The 15,662-nt window shown below is 65.0% G+C and carries 15 protein-coding genes; 1 reads left to right on the top strand and 14 read right to left on the bottom strand.

The window, feature by feature from the left end:
* Nucleotides 1-328: 328 nt before the first annotated feature.
* The 4 genes from ACQRBR_RS07025 to ACQRBR_RS07010 are packed head-to-tail and all read right to left on the bottom strand — an operon-like array spanning nucleotide 329 to nucleotide 6,417.
* Nucleotides 329-3,328: a phosphoribosylformylglycinamidine synthase subunit PurS gene (locus ACQRBR_RS07025; RefSeq protein ID WP_321030793.1), complete on the bottom strand. Its 3,000-nt coding sequence runs from the start codon at nucleotides 3,326-3,328 to the stop codon at nucleotides 329-331.
* A gap of 52 nt (nucleotides 3,329-3,380) precedes the next feature.
* Nucleotides 3,381-4,346, bottom strand: coding sequence for a polyprenyl synthetase family protein (locus ACQRBR_RS07020; protein WP_321030794.1), 966 nt, complete (start codon nucleotides 4,344-4,346; stop codon nucleotides 3,381-3,383).
* Between the two features lie 14 nt (nucleotides 4,347-4,360).
* Nucleotides 4,361-5,098, bottom strand: coding sequence for a futalosine hydrolase (gene mqnB / locus ACQRBR_RS07015; protein WP_427812644.1), 738 nt, complete (start codon nucleotides 5,096-5,098; stop codon nucleotides 4,361-4,363).
* A gap of 5 nt (nucleotides 5,099-5,103) precedes the next feature.
* Entirely contained in the window at nucleotides 5,104-6,417 is a 1,314-nt protein-coding gene (locus tag ACQRBR_RS07010) for a nucleotide sugar dehydrogenase (protein WP_427812643.1), read from the bottom strand.
* Nucleotides 6,418-6,462: 45 nt separating this feature from the next.
* On the opposite strand from ACQRBR_RS07010, the gene ACQRBR_RS07005 reads away from it, so the two are divergent.
* On the top strand, nucleotides 6,463-6,663 hold the full coding sequence (locus ACQRBR_RS07005) for a DUF2065 family protein (protein WP_040370049.1): 201 nt from the start codon (nucleotides 6,463-6,465) through the stop codon (nucleotides 6,661-6,663).
* A gap of 125 nt (nucleotides 6,664-6,788) precedes the next feature.
* Here the strand turns inward: ACQRBR_RS07005 and ACQRBR_RS07000 are convergent, their stop codons facing one another.
* From ACQRBR_RS07000 to ACQRBR_RS06955, 10 genes are all read right to left on the bottom strand, one after another.
* Nucleotides 6,789-7,502, bottom strand: a complete 714-nt coding sequence (locus tag ACQRBR_RS07000; RefSeq protein WP_303880650.1) for a ubiquinone/menaquinone biosynthesis methyltransferase — start codon at nucleotides 7,500-7,502, stop codon at nucleotides 6,789-6,791.
* Nucleotides 7,495-7,668, bottom strand: a complete 174-nt coding sequence (locus ACQRBR_RS06995) for a hypothetical protein (protein ID WP_427812642.1) — start codon at nucleotides 7,666-7,668, stop codon at nucleotides 7,495-7,497. The genes ACQRBR_RS07000 and ACQRBR_RS06995 overlap by 8 nt, the downstream gene beginning before the upstream one ends.
* A 254-nt stretch (nucleotides 7,669-7,922) precedes the next feature.
* The gene (locus tag ACQRBR_RS06990; protein WP_427812641.1) at nucleotides 7,923-8,870 is read right to left on the bottom strand and encodes a hypothetical protein; all 948 of its coding nucleotides are present in this window, start codon (nucleotides 8,868-8,870) and stop codon (nucleotides 7,923-7,925) included.
* Between the two features lie 140 nt (nucleotides 8,871-9,010).
* The gene (locus tag ACQRBR_RS06985; protein ID WP_168935871.1) at nucleotides 9,011-9,418 is read right to left on the bottom strand and encodes a cytochrome c3 family protein; all 408 of its coding nucleotides are present in this window, start codon (nucleotides 9,416-9,418) and stop codon (nucleotides 9,011-9,013) included.
* Between the two features lie 217 nt (nucleotides 9,419-9,635).
* A complete protein-coding gene (locus ACQRBR_RS06980; protein ID WP_303880655.1) occupies nucleotides 9,636-10,289 on the bottom strand; it encodes a hypothetical protein in 654 nt (217 codons plus the stop codon).
* A complete protein-coding gene (locus tag ACQRBR_RS06975) occupies nucleotides 10,282-11,490 on the bottom strand; it encodes a cobalt-precorrin 5A hydrolase (protein ID WP_427812640.1) in 1,209 nt (402 codons plus the stop codon). Before ACQRBR_RS06975 ends, ACQRBR_RS06980 begins: the two co-directional genes overlap by 8 nt.
* Nucleotides 11,491-12,134: 644 nt before the next feature.
* On the bottom strand, nucleotides 12,135-13,406 hold the full coding sequence (gene hemL, locus ACQRBR_RS06970; protein ID WP_168936162.1) for a glutamate-1-semialdehyde 2,1-aminomutase: 1,272 nt from the start codon (nucleotides 13,404-13,406) through the stop codon (nucleotides 12,135-12,137).
* A 13-nt stretch (nucleotides 13,407-13,419) separates the two neighbouring features.
* A complete protein-coding gene (gene ahbB, locus ACQRBR_RS06965; protein WP_204674983.1) occupies nucleotides 13,420-13,896 on the bottom strand; it encodes a siroheme decarboxylase subunit beta in 477 nt (158 codons plus the stop codon).
* Nucleotides 13,897-13,983: 87 nt separating this feature from the next.
* Nucleotides 13,984-14,538, bottom strand: coding sequence for a hypothetical protein (locus tag ACQRBR_RS06960; protein ID WP_006008959.1), 555 nt, complete (start codon nucleotides 14,536-14,538; stop codon nucleotides 13,984-13,986).
* Nucleotides 14,539-14,755: 217 nt separating this feature from the next.
* Nucleotides 14,756-15,022 carry an RNA recognition motif domain-containing protein gene (locus ACQRBR_RS06955; RefSeq protein WP_006008963.1) on the bottom strand — a complete coding sequence of 89 codons (267 nt, stop codon included), beginning with the start codon at nucleotides 15,020-15,022 and terminating at the stop codon, nucleotides 14,756-14,758.
* Nucleotides 15,023-15,662 lie beyond the last annotated feature (640 nt).

Below are 15,662 nucleotides of genomic sequence, written 5' to 3'. Positions count from 1 at the left end.
TGCAATTCTTCTGTATATTGTGAAAGGGGTTAAGAGGCCCCTGCACGGGCTGTCAGGGGGGGCTGAATTGCATATTCCACTTTGAGGAATGCTCGTGTGGAAGGTGCGAAGGGGAGGACAGAAGGGCCGGGCAGTCCGGAGCAGATCCGGCCCGGTGGCTGGTCTTTTCCGCTGCCGTGATGCCATGGCCGCAGCAAGGCAGCAAGGGATCTTTTTGACGAAGGGATCTCTGCCGGGCAGAGGGCCGACAGGACCGCACAGCGGGGCGGACAACAAAAAAAGGGCGCCCCTTGCGGGGCGCCCCTGATGTTCGCGGCAGGGCCGGGACTTACCAGTCCAGGGTGCGCTTGAAGGCGGTGGTCAGGTCGTCCACGCTTTCCTGCAGGACGGTGACACCGCCACGGGTCATGGTCAGGGTGTTGTCGTCGGTGACGGTACCGATGCGGCGGCAGATCTGCCAGCTGCCCAGCATGTCGAGGATCATGGCCAGGTCGGGGCGCACGCTGACGATGAGGCGGCTGGCCGATTCGCTGTACAGCAGTTCGGTCAGGGTCATGTCTTCCATGGCGGGCACGGCGTCCAGGTCGATGTTGGCGCCCAGGCGACCGCCGATGCACATTTCGGCCAGGGCCACGGCCAGACCGCCGTCGGAGCAGTCATGGCAGGCGGACAGGGCGCGCTGGCCCATGAGGCCGTGCACGGCGCGGTAGCGCGGCATGGCGGTGGCGGCGTCCACATTGGGCACGCGGCCGCCGGTGAGGCCCAGTTCGGAGCAGGCTTCGCTGCCGGCCATTTCACGCCAGGTACCGCCCAGCATGTAGATGTGGTGACCGGCGGCCTTGAAGTCCGAAGTCTGGGTGGCGATGACGTTGTTGATGACGCCCATCACCGAGAACAGCACCGTGGGCGGGATGGAGATCTTTTCGCCGCCGCCGGTGTAGTCGTTCTTCATGGAGTCCTTGCCGGAGATGCAGGGCACGCCGAAGGCCAGGGAGAACTGCTGCAGGGCCTTGCAGGCGCGCACCAGCTGGGCCAGCTTGTAGCGGCCGTCGGGGGTCTTCTCGCTCTGGACGGGGTCGCACCAGCAGAAGTTGTCCACACCGGCCAGGGCATCGGGGTTGCCGCCCACGGCCACGGCGTTACGGATGGCTTCGTCCATGGCGTTGGCCATCATCCAGTAGGTGTCGTAGTCGCTGAACTTGGGGCAGATACCGTGGGAGATGACCAGACCGGCATCGGATTCCAGCAGCGGACGGATGACGCCGGCGTCGGAAGGACCATCGTTCTTGACGCCGCACAGGGGCTTGATGGCGCTGCCGCCGCGCACTTCGTGGTCGTACTGGCGGATGATGTATTCCTTGGAGCAGATGTTCAGGCGGTTCAGCATGCGGCGCAGGAAGGCGCCCTGTTCGCTGTCGGGCATGTCCACGCGGATGTCTTCCACCTTGGGGGCTTCCCATACGGCTTCCAGTTCCAGCTGGGGCACGCCGTCATGCATGAATTCCATGGGCAGGGAGGCCACGGGACGGTCGTTGTAGCGCACGTCGAAGAAGCCGCTGTCGGTGTAGTGGCCCAGGGCGGTGGCTTCCACGTCCATGCGGGCGGCCAGTTCCATGAACTCATCCAGCTTGGCGGGCGGCACGGCCAGGGTCATGCGTTCCTGGGCCTCGGAGAGCAGGATCTCCCAGGGGCGCAGGCCGTCGTACTTGAGGGGGGCCTTGGCGATGTCCAGCACGCAGCCGCCGGTATCTTCGGCCATTTCGCCCACGGAGGAGGAAAGGCCGCCGGCGCCGTTGTCGGTGATGGCGTTGTACAGGCCCAGGTCACGGGCGCGCATGATGAAGTCGTACATCTTGCGCTGGGTGATGGGGTCGCCGATCTGCACGGCCGTGGCCGGGGAACCTTCGTGCAGTTCCTCGGAAGAGAAGGTGGCGCCGTGGATGCCGTCCTTGCCGATGCGGCCGCCGGTCATGACGATGATGTCGCCCACTTCGGCCTTCTTTTCCCAGCCCTTGCGGCCGTTGACGTCGGTGGGGATCACACCCACGGTGCCGCAGTAGACCAGGGGCTTGCCCAGGTAGCGTTCATCGAAGACCAGGGAGCCGTTGACGGTGGGGATACCGGACTTGTTGCCGCCGTGTTCCACACCTTCGCGCACGCCTTCCAGCACGCGGCGGGGATGCAGCAGGCGCGGGGGCAGTTCCTTGTCATAGAAGGGGGAGGCGAAGCAGAACACGTCGGTGTTGCAGACAAGTTCCGCACCCATGCCGGTGCCCATGGGGTCACGGTTGACGCCCACGATACCGGTGAGGGCGCCGCCGTAGGGGTCCAGGGCGGAGGGGCTGTTGTGGGTCTCCACCTTGATGCAGGCGTCGTAGCCGTTGATGAAGGCGATGACGCCGGCGTTGTCCTTGAACACGGACTTGCAGTAGTCGTCGTCGCCCAGGCGCTTGCGGATGGCGGCCGTGGCGTCACGGATGCAGGTCTTGTACAGGTTGTTGACCTCTTCGCGCTGGCCGGTCTCCTTGTTCTCGTAATGGATGCGGGAGGCGAAGATCTTGTGCTTGCAGTGTTCGGACCAGGTCTGGGCCAGCACTTCCATTTCCACATCGGTGGGGTCGGCGGGCAGACCGGCGGCCTTGCGGCGGGCCTGTTCGTCAGGGGTGGCGAACTGGTCGCGGATGCAGTGCAGTTCGCGCAGGGTCAGGGCCCAGGTGTTGTCGCGGCTGGCTTTCTGCAGGGCCTCGTCGTCCATGCTGGACAGGGGCACCACGTCCACGGTGTCGTTGGATTCGCCGGTGACCTTGGCGGCCTGGGCTTCGAAGCCGGGCTGGGCCTGCCATTCTTCGGCGCTCTTGACGCGGAAGCGCTGGATCAGGGTGTTGCAGAGCAGGTCGCGGGCCAGGGCCTCCACTTCTTCACGGCCGAGCATGCGGTCGGGCGTGCAGGTGATGCGGTACTGCACCGAGGTGTAGACGCGCAGGCTGTCACGGGCGATGCCCAGCACCATGGCGGCGGTATCACGGGCGGTGCGGCCTTCGTTGTCGGTGACGCCGGGGCGGTAGCCCACTTCCACGATCCAGTGGGGGGCGGGTTCCACGAAGGGCAGCGGCTCCAGCGAGGCCTGCTGCAGGATGGGGTCGTGCCAGATGCCTTCGTCCACCAGACGGTTCACCTGGGCGGCATCCAGACCGTCCACGGTGTAGACTTTGATCTGACGGATGGCGGCAACGGGGATCTGCAGTGCCTTGAGCAGATGCAGCGCCGTCTTGCGGCCCTGGGTATCGGTAATGTTGGCATGAAGCCCGGTTTCCACACGATAGAGCATACGGTCCTCGCTTTGGCGGCGGGAATCCCGCCGGTTCTCCGTAATAAGGCGATTATTTTTTGCGGTCGCGAACGTAGTCGGCCATTTGTTGCAGGATGTCCTGTTCCGGTCCCGAGGGCAGGGTGGCCAGGGCCGCGCGGGCCTTGTCCAGATAGCCTTCGGCAGCCATGCGTGTGGCCTGGTCGAAACCGGCCGCACGGATGCTGTCAGCGATGCGCTCGGCGTCGCTGTCGGTGAAGGAAGCGTCATTGAAGGCCTGGTCGAAGGCCGCGCGGGCGGCATCGTCCAGGCTGTCGCGGTACATGCGCAGGGGCGGGGTCAGCTTGCCCTCGCGCACGTCGCCGCCCGAAGGTTTGCCCGTGACGCTCTGGGGGGCGAAGTCCAGGGCGTCGTCCACGATCTGGAAGGCCATGCCGATGTTCTCGCCATAGGCGGCGGCGGCTTCCACCAGGGCATCGTCGGCACCGGCGCGCAGGGCGCCCAGCTGGCACGAGGCCCGGATCAGCCAGGCCGTCTTGCCGCGGATGATCTCCTCGTATTCCTCGGCGCTGGTCTCCACCTGATGCTGGGCCGCGATCTCCAGGATCTCGCCGGCGGCGGTGCGGCTGGTGGCTTCGGAGAAGCAGAGGCACAGGCGCGGGTCGCCGCACTGGGCCACCAGGGCATTGGCGTGGGCCAGCATGGCATCGCCGGCCAGGATGGTGCTGGTGGCGTTGAAAATGGTGTGCGCGGCGGGTTTGCCGCGACGGGTATCGGCATTGTCCAGCACGTCGTCATGCAGCAGCGTGGCGGCATGGAGCATCTCCATGGTGACGGCCAGATCGTAGATGTCTTTTTTGTCATAGCCCAGCAGGCGGGCCATGAGGATGGTCAGCAGGGGGCGCAGGCGTTTGCCGCCCGCTTCGAAAATGTGGCGGGCGATGGGGCGCACGGGATGGGGCAGGCCCTCGGCGGCCCGGGAAAGAGCCTTGTTGATGGGGGGCAGTTCCAGTGCCAGACGGGCTTTCAGAAGCAGCATAGCGACATCTCGGTTTATGGTACGGGGCGCCAGATATCCGCCAGACGGCGCATGGCTCCCGGAAAATCCGTTTCATGCGGTGCGCGCGGCCCCACCCGGTTGGAAACGCTGCGTACCTCCACACAGGCGATGCCCTGGCGGGCGCAGGCCAGCGCCACGGCAAAACCTTCCATATTTTCCAGCAGGGCCCCGGGATGGGCCTGCCGGAGCTGTTCCACGCGCTGCCGGGAAGCGCTGACGCCCGCCACGCTCAGGGACGTGGCCGCAGGCAGGGAGCACAGCCCGTGCAGGCAGGCGGGCAGCTGCGCGGGAGCGGCCAGGGGCAGACGGTCGAAGACCGGCCCGTGCGGCCCTTCCCACTGGGGAAAACCGAACGACGGGCCGTCCACAGCCGTCCCGTCGTGCAGGCCGTATTCCGGCCAGATTTCTTCCTCCACCCGCCAGAGCGAACAGAGGGGCGCCCGTTGCAGGTCCATGCTGCCGGCCACGCCCACGTTGAGCACCAGCGATACCGCATGTCCGGCCTGTCGGGCTCCGGCCAGTGCCAGCCCCATGCCGAGGGCGGCATTGACGGGCCCCACGCCGGTGATGCAGGCCAGGGCCGGGAAGCCCAGACGCAAGGGCAGCAGTTCCTGCTCCGGCAGGCCGGTCTGCGCCGCCGGGCCGCATGCCGCTCCGGGAACGGGCCCCAGGGCCTGTTCCGGCAGGGCGGACAGCAGTTCGCGGGCGGTGGCGGCACAGACCAGCAGCACGGCGCTTACAGTCTCCAGTAGTCGATACCCGCGGCGCGCATGACCTGCGGGTCGAAGAAGCCCTTCACGTCCATGAGCACGGCCTTGTTGCCGTCCTTGCAGCGGGCCTTGATGTCTTCGGGCGTCAGGGCGGCATAGGCCTTGTGGCTCACGGCCAGCAGCACGGCATCCAGGTCGCGCAGCTGGTCCAGATCCACCAGCTCCTGCCCGTATTCGCGCATGGCTTCGGCCGGGTCGGCCTCGGCGTCATGCACCAGCGGGATCACATTATATTCCTTGAGTTCGCGGATCACGTCCACCACGCGGGTGTTGCGCAGGTCGGGCACGTTTTCCTTGAAGGTGAAGCCCAGGATGCCCACGCGCGCGCCGCTGACCACGTTGCCGTTCTTGATCAGGCGCTTGACCAGGCATTCGGCCACGTATTTGCCCATGTTGTCGTTGGTACGGCGACCGGCCAGGATGACTTCGGGGTGGAAGCCCATCTCCTCGGCCTTGAAGGTCAGGTAGTAGGGGTCCACGCCGATGCAGTGGCCGCCCACCAGACCGGGACGGAAGGGCAGGAAATTCCATTTGGTACCGGCGGCTTCCAGCACTTCGAGGGTGTCGATGCCCAGACGCTCGAAGATGATGGCCAGTTCGTTCATGAGCGCGATGTTCAGGTCGCGCTGGGTGTTCTCGATGACCTTGGCGGCCTCGGCCACCTTGATGCTGGAGGCGCGGTGGATGCCCGCCTTGACCACGGAGCCGTAGACCTGGGCCAGCAGGTCGGCCGTGGCCTGGTCGGAACCGGAGACGATCTTCTTGATGGTCTCCAGGGTGTGGACCCTGTCACCGGGGTTGATGCGCTCCGGCGAGTAGCCCACGGTGAAGTCCGTACCGTAGGTCAGGCCGGATTCCTGTTCCAGGATGGGCACGCAGATCTCTTCGGTAAGGCCGGGGTAGACCGTGGATTCATAGACCACCACGCAGCCCTTGGGCATGTGGCGGCCCACGGTGTGGCTGGCGCCCACCACGGGGGTGAGATCGGGGGAGCGGTGTTCGTCGATGGGGGTAGGCACGGCCACGATGATCACGGCGGCCCGGGCCAGGTCGGCGGGGTCGCAGGTGTACTCGATCGTGGCGGTGGCCAGGGCTTCGTCGGTCACTTCGTTGGTGCGGTCATGGCCTTTGCGCAGCTCTTCGATGCGTCCGGCGTTGATGTCGAAACCGAGCACGTTCATGTGGCGGGAAAAAGCCACGGCCAGGGGCAGGCCCACATAGCCCAGGCCCACCACGGCCAGGGTCTGTTCACGATTCTGCAGGGCAGCGAAATCCACCATCGTTTTATCCTTTACAAAAATGCCTGTTTCCGCCATGTGAAAGACATGACTTTTGACTGGAAACCATTTCTTGCGGCATTGGGTTTGGCCATCCTTCTGGAAGGCCTGGTCTGGGCTCTGGCTCCCGACGCCATGCGACGGGCAGTGATCCTCATCGCGCAGATGCCCAAAAGCTCCATACGGGTCCTCGGGCTGGCGGCGCTGGCTCTGGGGCTCTTCCTTGTGTGGCTGGCCCGCAGCGCCTGAGCTTCAAGCTTTTTCCGTATGCATGACGGCGTCCCTTGGGGGCGCCGTTTTTTTGTGCCGGAGGATGGCGCCGGGGCGTCCCGCCTGCGGCGGGGAAGCCGGCGCTATCGCAGCACGCTGGCCCGCTAGCGGGCCTTTTCGCCCACATGCAGGCAGACGATGCCCGACGTGAGCTTGATATGCCAGGCCCGCGCGAAACCGGCGTCGGTCATTTCCTTTTCCAGGGCCGGGGCCGTGGGGAAATTGCGGATGGTCTCGGCCAGGTACTCATAAGCACCCGGGTCGCGGGAGACCATCTGGCCGATACGCGGCAGGATCCTGTCCAGATAGAAATTGTACAGTCCGCCCCAGATGCGTTCGCTGCCGGAGCCGAACTCCAGGATGCAGGCACGCCCGCCGGGAGTGAGCACGCGCAGCATCTCGGCGAAGGCCTCGGAGCGCGGCTTGATGTTGCGGATGCCGAAGGCCATGGTCACGCAGTCCACCGAGGCGTCGGGCAGGGGCAGTTTTTTGGCGTCAGCGGCCACAGGCATGATGGCCCGGGCGTTGTCGCCCTTGAGCTTGTGCAGGCCGCGCTGGAGCATGGGCGGGCAAAAGTCCATGGCGGGCACCTGCACATGCGGGTACTTGCGGCGGATGGCCAGCGAGACGTCCAGGGTACCGGCGGCCAGGTCGAGCACGCGGTTGGTGCTGCCCACGCGCACGTTCTTGGCCAGCACATGGCGCCAGTAATAGTCGATGCCCAGGCTCAGCGTATGGTTGAGCAGGTCGTAGAAGCCGGCGATACGGCCGAACATGCCGGAGACGGCAGCGTCATGCTGGGGACGGGGATCAGTCACGTCCGGCCTCCTTGGGAGCGTTGCCCTGGCGGATGGCTTCGCAGACCACGCGGTACACGGCGGGAAAGACCTCGGCGAAGTTGCCCGGCGAAACCGTGCGCGTCTCGATGAATTTGGCGGTCAGCTCTTTGGCGATCTGAAGGGCTTCCTTGCTGTCTTTGTCCATACCTGGCCTCGTGGCATACAAAATGAAAAACCCGTCCACTGGGGAATGGCCTTGACCCACAACGGGAAAACGCCGGACGGGTAAAGGAACGGAAACGGCGGCCCCCGCCCCTTTTGTTTTTGATTCGGGCCTGTACAGGGCTGCTGCCTGCAAAAGGCCGTCCGTCAGCATATGCGCTAACGGTGCGCTTGGCAAGTCGATGCCCCCGCGGGAGCGGGGGCGGAAAAGGCCGTGCGCGCAGGGAAAAAGGCCGCTCAGGCCTGGTCCGCCATCAGGCGCCGGATCTCTTCATGCAGGATCCGCGCCGCAGCGGCGGCGGCCGCCTTTTCCACGTATTTGTCAAAATCCGTCATCAGGTCGCCAAGCTGGTGTTCCAGGGCTTCCACCCGCTGTGCCAGCATTTGTCGCTCTTCCTCAAGACGGGCCATGCGTTCGCTGTCCGCAGTGGCCGGGGCCTCTCCGGAAGCGGCCGGAGCGTCCTGCAGGGCCTGCACCTGTTCTTCCAGGTGGGTGAGGCGTTCCACGGTCTCCATGAGCAGGGTACCGTCACTGTGACTGCCCCCGGTCTGGCTCTCCAGACTGTCGAGACGCTGCAGCATCTCCTGGCGTTCACCCTCCAGCGCGGAAAGGCGTTCCATGCTTTCCATAAGCAGAACGCTGTCGGGCGCTCCGGCCATGCTGCCGGAGGCTGTGTCTTCCGTGGCGGGCAGGGCCTGTACCTGCTCTTCCAGATGGGTGAGACGCTCCACGGTCTCCATAAGCAGGGTGGCGTCGCTGTGGCCGTTCCCGGCCTGGCCTTCCAGGGCACTCAGGCGACGGTCGAGCCGGCGGCAGCTTTCTTCCAGGCTGCTGATGCGCTCCAGGCTTTCCGGCAGCAGAGGGCTTTCGGTGCCGGTCTGTGCTGCCAGGGCGGCCAGATGCAGGCCCGTATCGCCGATCACGGCCGCGGAGGCATCCAGCTGGGCTTCCCAGTCCCGGGCGGGGGGCACGTCCTCGGCGGCCGGCGCGGGGGACGGCGCGGGCTCGTGATCCTGGACAGGCAGCAGGAGCAGGTCGTCAGAAGCCGGGGCAGCCGTTGCCGGGGCCTCGTCGGGCAGGGGAAGGGGCTCAGGCGTTTTGGGGCTGTTTTTCGGCAGGTCAGGGCCTTTTTCGATAAGGTCCGTCAGTTCGATGATCTCGTTTTGCTCGGCAGATGCGGCCATGGGCGCCTCTCATGCAGGATGGTTGGTGATCCGGTTCCTCAACGGCTTGCCCTGCATAGCAGCTCATGCTCCAAAAGGCAAACCGCCAAAAAGAAAAGCCGCGGTTTCCCGCGGCTTGCAATGCGAAAATGGATGACGGCCTACGGATGGCACTTGGACTTGGCGCAACCGGTGAGGTCCTTCTTCAGGTCAGGCTTTTCGGCCACGACCTTGACGTGACAGGACAGGCAGCTCTGATGCTTCAGGGGAGCATCGGCCTTTTCCTTGGCGTGCATCACATAGTACAGGCTGTTGGTCCCCTTCTTGTCCTTCAGGTTGTCATGACAGCCGGCGGTGGCGCACTTGGCATAGCTTTCCTTGCCGTCCACAGGGTGGTGGCAGACGACGCATTCCACGGTCTTGTGGGTGGAGTGGTTGAAGGTCACCGGCTTCTTGGGATTGGAACCTTGCAGGACGAGACCGTCAGCCGGGACAGGGGGCTGGGCCGCGATGGCGGGCACGGACAGGGCCAGAGCCAGGACACCGGCAGACAACAGGGCGAACTTCATGACAACCTCCTCACAGGCTAGTCGAACCTTGGGACGCGCGGAACGGCTCCGGGACGTCACAGACAGATAACAAATCAATACGCCGGGTTGCAGAATGTGTCAACGTGGGTGGCGGAAAATCCGCACGGGCTTCGGGCAGGCGGGAACGCCGGAAAAACGTCCGCCTGCCGTGAAATTGTGGCGTGATTTTATGAAATTTTTCTTGAAAATCGAAAGATTACGCACTGCCTTCCCGTTCCCCGCCCGTGCTGAACAGCGGCAGGGTCCGGTGCGTCAGGTGGACATTGTCCGGCACAAAAATATTTTTTTCCAGCCGCAGGCCCGCATCCACGCGTACCTCCCGGCCCAGATGGGCCCCTTCTTCCACGATGACGCCCTCACCCAGGTGCGCGCCTTCCCCCAGATGGACATGATCCTCCAGGCGGCAGCCTGCCTCCAGACGAGCCCCGGCCCGCAGCACGCAGCCCGTGCCGGTACGGCAGCCCGCCGCCAGCGAGGCATCGGCAAAGATGAGGTTCCCGGCGCCGACGAGGACATCCCGCTCCCTGTGGGCATCAGGATGGACCGCACTGACCAGAGTGAAGCCCAGTTCGCGCAGGGCGTCGTGCAGCAGACGGCGCAGTTTGGCAGCCTGCTTGTGCGGGGCCGTGACCACGGCCCGGGAGAAGTCCGGCCGCAGGCGGGCCAGGTCGGCGTCCCGGCCCAGCGGAGGCACGCCCGCCTCTGCCGCGAAGTCACAACGCGGACCGTGGATGACGCCCGCAGGGACCAGCCCGGCAGCCTGCAACAGCGGTACGGCCGCGGCGCACAGGCTGCCGCCGCCCACCAGCAGGACCGCGTCCCGCCCTTCGTTCATTACGATCTCAGACATCATCCCTCCGCAAAATGCTGTTCGACAGGGCCACGGCCAGGGTCAGCTGGCCGGCCACCTTGGTTTTTTCCACCAGCAGACGGGCGGCCGGAGCTTCCGTGCCGTCTGTTCGCTGTCCGTTTCCTGTTCCCGCCGGCGGGCCGTCCTTCAGATGGGCCCGGTTAACAGGCGACGCCCCCCCACCATCCGCCTGCATCGTACCGGTTGCGGCCATCCGCCGGGCCGCCAGCAGGCAGGCTGCCTCACAGACACTGAAGGGGGCGCAGGCGAAGCGTTCCCCTGCCGCTGTGGACGGGTGCGGTGTGCTGACGGCGGCCAGTTCCGCGGCATCGAAGGTCAGCAGGGGCAGGCCCAGACGCCGGGCCAGTTCCTGCAAGGCCGGTTCTTGGGCCTTTTCCGTCACGGTCGCCAGGGCCGCCAGAGCCTGGGGTTCCAGTCCGTGGCGCAGCAGCAGACCCTCCACGGCTGTGGCCACCAGCGGCGCAGGGATACCCTTGCGGCAGCCCAGACCCAGTACCAGCGAGGGCAGGGCCACCCGCAGGCGGCCTTGCCGTGCGGGCAGACGTTGCCAGTGTACGCAGACTGCGGGCCCGTCCTGTTCCGGCAGATGTTCCTGCCGCAGGAATCCCCCCCCTTCTCCGTCCGTCACCGCGCCGCAGGGGTCCCATAGCGGCAAGGGCCGTCCTTCAAGCCAGCAGGCCTGGGCCGGAGGCAGCTGGTCCCAGTCCAGGATGCGCAGGCCCGCTGTCTGGAGGAAGAGGTCCAGCGCCGGGCGTTCGCCGCAGTCCGTGGCCGTGGTGATGACCGGCACGGCGTCCAGCAGGGCGGCCACATGGCGGCACAGGCTGTTGCCGCCGCCCCAGTGTCCGGCCAGCAGGCTGATGACGAAACGTCCGTCCGGCGAGATGACCAGGACAGGCGCGTCCGTACTCTTGTGTTCCAGCAGGGGCGCCACGGCCCGCACGGCGATGCCTGTGGCGCCTATAAAGATTTGGGGAACTTTTGCGGCCTGTCGGGCTGCATCCATGATGCCGGCAAACGGCAGGCAGTCTTCCGGGGCAAAACGTCGCGGCGCGGACAGGCGGCATTCCGCCAGCGTCTCGCCCGACGGTCCGTGCCACGGCGCTGCGGCCATGGCTTTCCGCAGGCGTCGGGCCAGCGGCAAGGCCGCGCTGCTCAGGACATGACAGATACAATGCATGGGGATTCCGGTTTGAATCGTAGTGGGAGAGGTGGGGCGAGGGGGAAGGGGGGCCCTTTTGGAAAAGGGCCCCCCTTCCCCCTCGCGCTCCCCCATCCCCGCCGAAAACTTTTACTCTGGTCGGTATGGCACGTCCCCGCCGCCGGGCGCAAGGCCTGTCATCTCCCCTGACCGGGAAAGGAGCGGGTGGGCAGGCGGAGAAAGAGCCGCCGCCAGTGCGGCAGAGGGGCGGCAGACAACAGGGCACGGATGACCGTGCAGAGGACCGGAGGGGCCTCAAAAAGAAAAACGGACGACTGGCAGAAGAGGGCTCGCGTCTGCCATATAGCGCCACGGAAAAGCGGCCGTTGGGGAAACGGGTCGAGGGCGGCCGCAGGCCGTGCCCGTTAGTGCGCAGGCAGCTACGGGCAAGGATAGGAGGGGGCAACGAGACAGACGCTGCGTACCGGCTGCTGTGCTCTTCATCGTAAAAAACAGCCCGCCCAAAAGCCGGGAGACCGGCATCAGGGAGCAGGCCTGCGTGCCGGACAGGCCGTCAGGGACCTGATGAAAAGGTTTTGGAAAGGAGAGGGGGCATGGGGGAGAGGGAGAACCTTTTCGCCGAAAAGGTTTCCCTCTCCCCCTCACGGACAAGATCAGGCAGCCTAGAAGCTGACCTTGCGGGCGGCGTCCAGGGCCTTGTTGAAGTCGTCGTCGGTGTGGGCGAAGGAGACCATGCCGGTCTCGAAGCCCGAGGGCGCCAGGAAGATGCCCTGCTGGCGCATCTGCTTGTAGAAGGTGGTGAACAGCTGCTGGTCGCACTGTTTGGCGGTGGCGAAGTCCACCACTTCCTGCTCGCTGAAGTAGGGGCAGAACATGGAGGCGATGGTGGGCATCTGGATGGGCACGCCCTTGGCGCTGAGGATGGCGCGCAGTTCGCCGGCAAAGGCGGACACGCGGCGTTCGAGGGCATCGTAATCCATCTGGCGCAGCTGGCGCAGGGTGGCCAGACCGGCGGCCATGGCCAGCGGGTTGCCGGAAAGGGTACCGGCCTGATAGACGGCGCCGCGCGGAGCCACGTTTTCCATGTACTGGCGCTTGCCGCCGAAGGCACCCACGGGCAGGCCGCCGCCGATGATCTTGCCGAAGGTGGTCAGGTCGGGATCGATGCCGAAGCGGGCCTGGGCGCCGCCGAAGGAGGCGCGGAAGCCGGTGATGACTTCGTCGAAGATGAGCAGGGCGCCGTACTGGCGGGTGATCTCGCGCAGGCCTTCGAGGAAGCCGGGCTTGGGCAGGACAAGGCCCATGTTGGCGGCCACGGGTTCGACGATGATGGCGGCGATGCCTTCGCCATGCTGGCGGAAGATCTCGCGCACGGCCTCAAGGTCGTTGTAGGGGGCCAGCAGGGTGTCGGCCACCACGGCGGCGGGCACACCGGGGGTGCCGGGGATGGAGAAGGTGGCAAGGCCGGAACCGGCGGCAGCCAGGAAGGGGTCGGCATGGCCGTGGTAGCAGCCCACGAACTTGAGCACCTTGTCGCGGCCGGTGACGCCGCGGGCCAGGCGCAGGGCGCTCATGGTGGCTTCGGTGCCGGAGTTGACCATGCGCACCATTTCCAGGCTGGGCATGTCGGCCACCACTTCTTCGGCCAGGGTGACTTCGTCGGGGCAGGGAGCGCCGTAGCTGGTGCCGCGACCGGCGGCCTCACGCACGGCGGCGGTGACGGCGGGATGGTCGTGGCCCAGGATCATGGGGCCCCAGGAGAGGATGAAGTCGATGTACTCGCGGCCGTCCACGTCGATGATGTGGCTGCCGTGGGCTTCGGCGATGAAGAGGGGCAGGCTGTCCACGTTGTGGCAGGCGCGCACGGGGCTGTTGACCCCGCCGGGGATGAGCTGGCAGGCTTTGTCAAAAAGCGCGCGGGATTTGTCGTCCATTGGCGTCAGGCTCCTAAAAATAGGTCATGGAGATTTTTTTGAGCTCTTTCAAGCTCTTGAGGATGGCGTACTCACGCAGGGGCGTGGTGGCGATCAGTTCCTGCGCCACGTCGAGGCATTCCTGTTCGCTGCGGCCGTGCACCATGGTGTACAGCTCGTAGGGCCAGTCGGGAGCGGCGCTGGGACGGTAGTAGACATGGGAAATGTGGCTGTGGCGGGCGGCGATGGCGCCGCATTCTTCCACCAGCTCGGGGGCCACTTTCCAGCCTACCATGGCATTGTGGTTCCAGCCGGTCTTCTGGTGTTTGATGCTGGCCCCGAAGCGGCGGATGGCACCGCTTTGCTTGAGGCGGGAGAGCAGGTCGAGGACCTCCTCTTCCGTGCAGCCCACGGTGCGGGCGATATCGGCATACGGGGTCAGGGTGTCGGGCAGGTCGGCCTGCACGATACGCAGGATGGCACGTTCTGTTTCGGTGAATTGCTGGGCCATGGATTCCTCACAGGACGCAAAACGCCGCGCCTGTGAAAGCGCGGCGGATGCGCCCGAAAAGGCCCGGCAGCCTGGGCTGCTCGCGGCTTAACGGTTGAAGGAGCGGGCGAAGAGATCCTGGATGGCGTCGCGGCCGTTGTCTTCCAGGAAGCGGGTGCCCGTAGCGGCAAAGTGGGCATGCTCGATGACGGGCTTTTCCACCGGGGTCCAGACTTCCTTGTCCCAGGTGAACCAGCCGTTCTTGGGCTGGTCGAACACCAGCAGGGGCTTGTTGCAGATCTTGGCGAATTCGGCACCCCAGCCGGTACCGCCCTTGACGGTGTTGTCGGGCTGGATGGCACCGATGACGATGACCTGGTTGCCGCTGCTGACCTGCCAGCAGATGGACTGCAGCACTTTGCGGAAGATGGGGGCGCGGGTGTATTCGCGGTTCATGAGCTTGGAGACGTAGGTCAGGCTCACGTCCTTGAGCGCCAGCTCTTCGGAGGTAAGCACGCGCACGCCGCGCTTGCGCTCGATCTGATGACCTTCAAAGCTGTAGTTGACTTCTTCGATGCCCCAGCCTTCGGCCAGAGCGCCGAAAAACTGTTCGGTCCCGGCAGCGCCGCCGCTGTAGAGAACACACTGTTTGGGATTGAGCATGCAAGCCTCCTCATTAAGATTGCTTCGTGCGGTACTCCCGGCACGTCTTTCACATCATGGCAGAATTTGCCGCGCTCGGCAAGGCGGGGAGCCTGTCCCGTGCCCTGCGGGAGGGGAGGATGGGCTGTTTTTTCTGGTGTCCGTCATTGCCCTTTGCCAATAAAAAAAGCCCCGGAAGCGATGCACCCGGGGCGTTTCTTATGTCCGCGGGAATTCCCTAGTAGCGGGGAGGACGCGGGGCGCGGGGTTTGGCTTCGTTGACGCGAAGAGTGCGACCACCAAAGCTGTAGTTATCCAGAGCTTCGATGGCAGCCTGAGCTTCACCGTCTTCCATTTCCACGAAGCCGAAGCCACGGGCACGGCCGGTTTCCCTGTCGCTGACCAGTTTCACCGACAGAACTTTGCCGTATTCGGCAAAAAGATCCTGCACCTGTTCTTCAGTAGCGGCCCAGGGGAGGTTCCCAACATAAATGGACTTGGACATGAAAAAACACCCTCTCGAAAGTGACAGACACGCCGCATGTGATCCCCAAAACAGCTTGAAGACCTGCGGCAATTGAGAAAACAGAAACATGCTTTGCAGGGCTTGTCAACGCAGACTGGCGGAAAAAGTCCGTTATTTCTTGATTTTTTCGGTTTTTTGCCCCTGCTTTGAGGGGCCTTTCGGGGGGCGAACAGGCTGATTTATCAGGCAAAGAAGAGGGCAATAGGGCGGCGTTCGCGTTTTTTTTCACAAAATCATTTTTCTTTGCACAAAGGTGCCGAGATGGCTGGAAAAATGCTGATTGAGCGCACAATCTTCCGGTCTGGAAGGGGCGGGACGGACGCACCGCTGCGAAGGATGTCCGGCAGAGGAAAAACAGGAGGAGGATAGGTTGCGACAGGGGGGAGCAGGTCGCCGGAAGACGTCGGGAGCGATACTCCCATGAGAGGGGGGGACAGGGCAGGAAGAAGGCGAATCCCCCAGGCAAGGGACGGAAGCCATAGCGGGACCTTGGCGGGGATGGTGTGTCCTGTGGCCGTGCCTTCACTGGGGGGGGACTGGTCAACAGGGCTGGCGGCAGCACGCGGATGAGGGGAGGAGCGAACGTTGCCTGGAACTGTGCGAGAGGGCGGGACGTGCC

This window comes from Desulfovibrio sp. SGI.133, assembly GCF_050313955.1.
GTDB lineage: Bacteria > Desulfobacterota > Desulfovibrionia > Desulfovibrionales > Desulfovibrionaceae > Desulfovibrio.
This window is presented reverse-complemented; position numbering and strand designations above follow the sequence as displayed.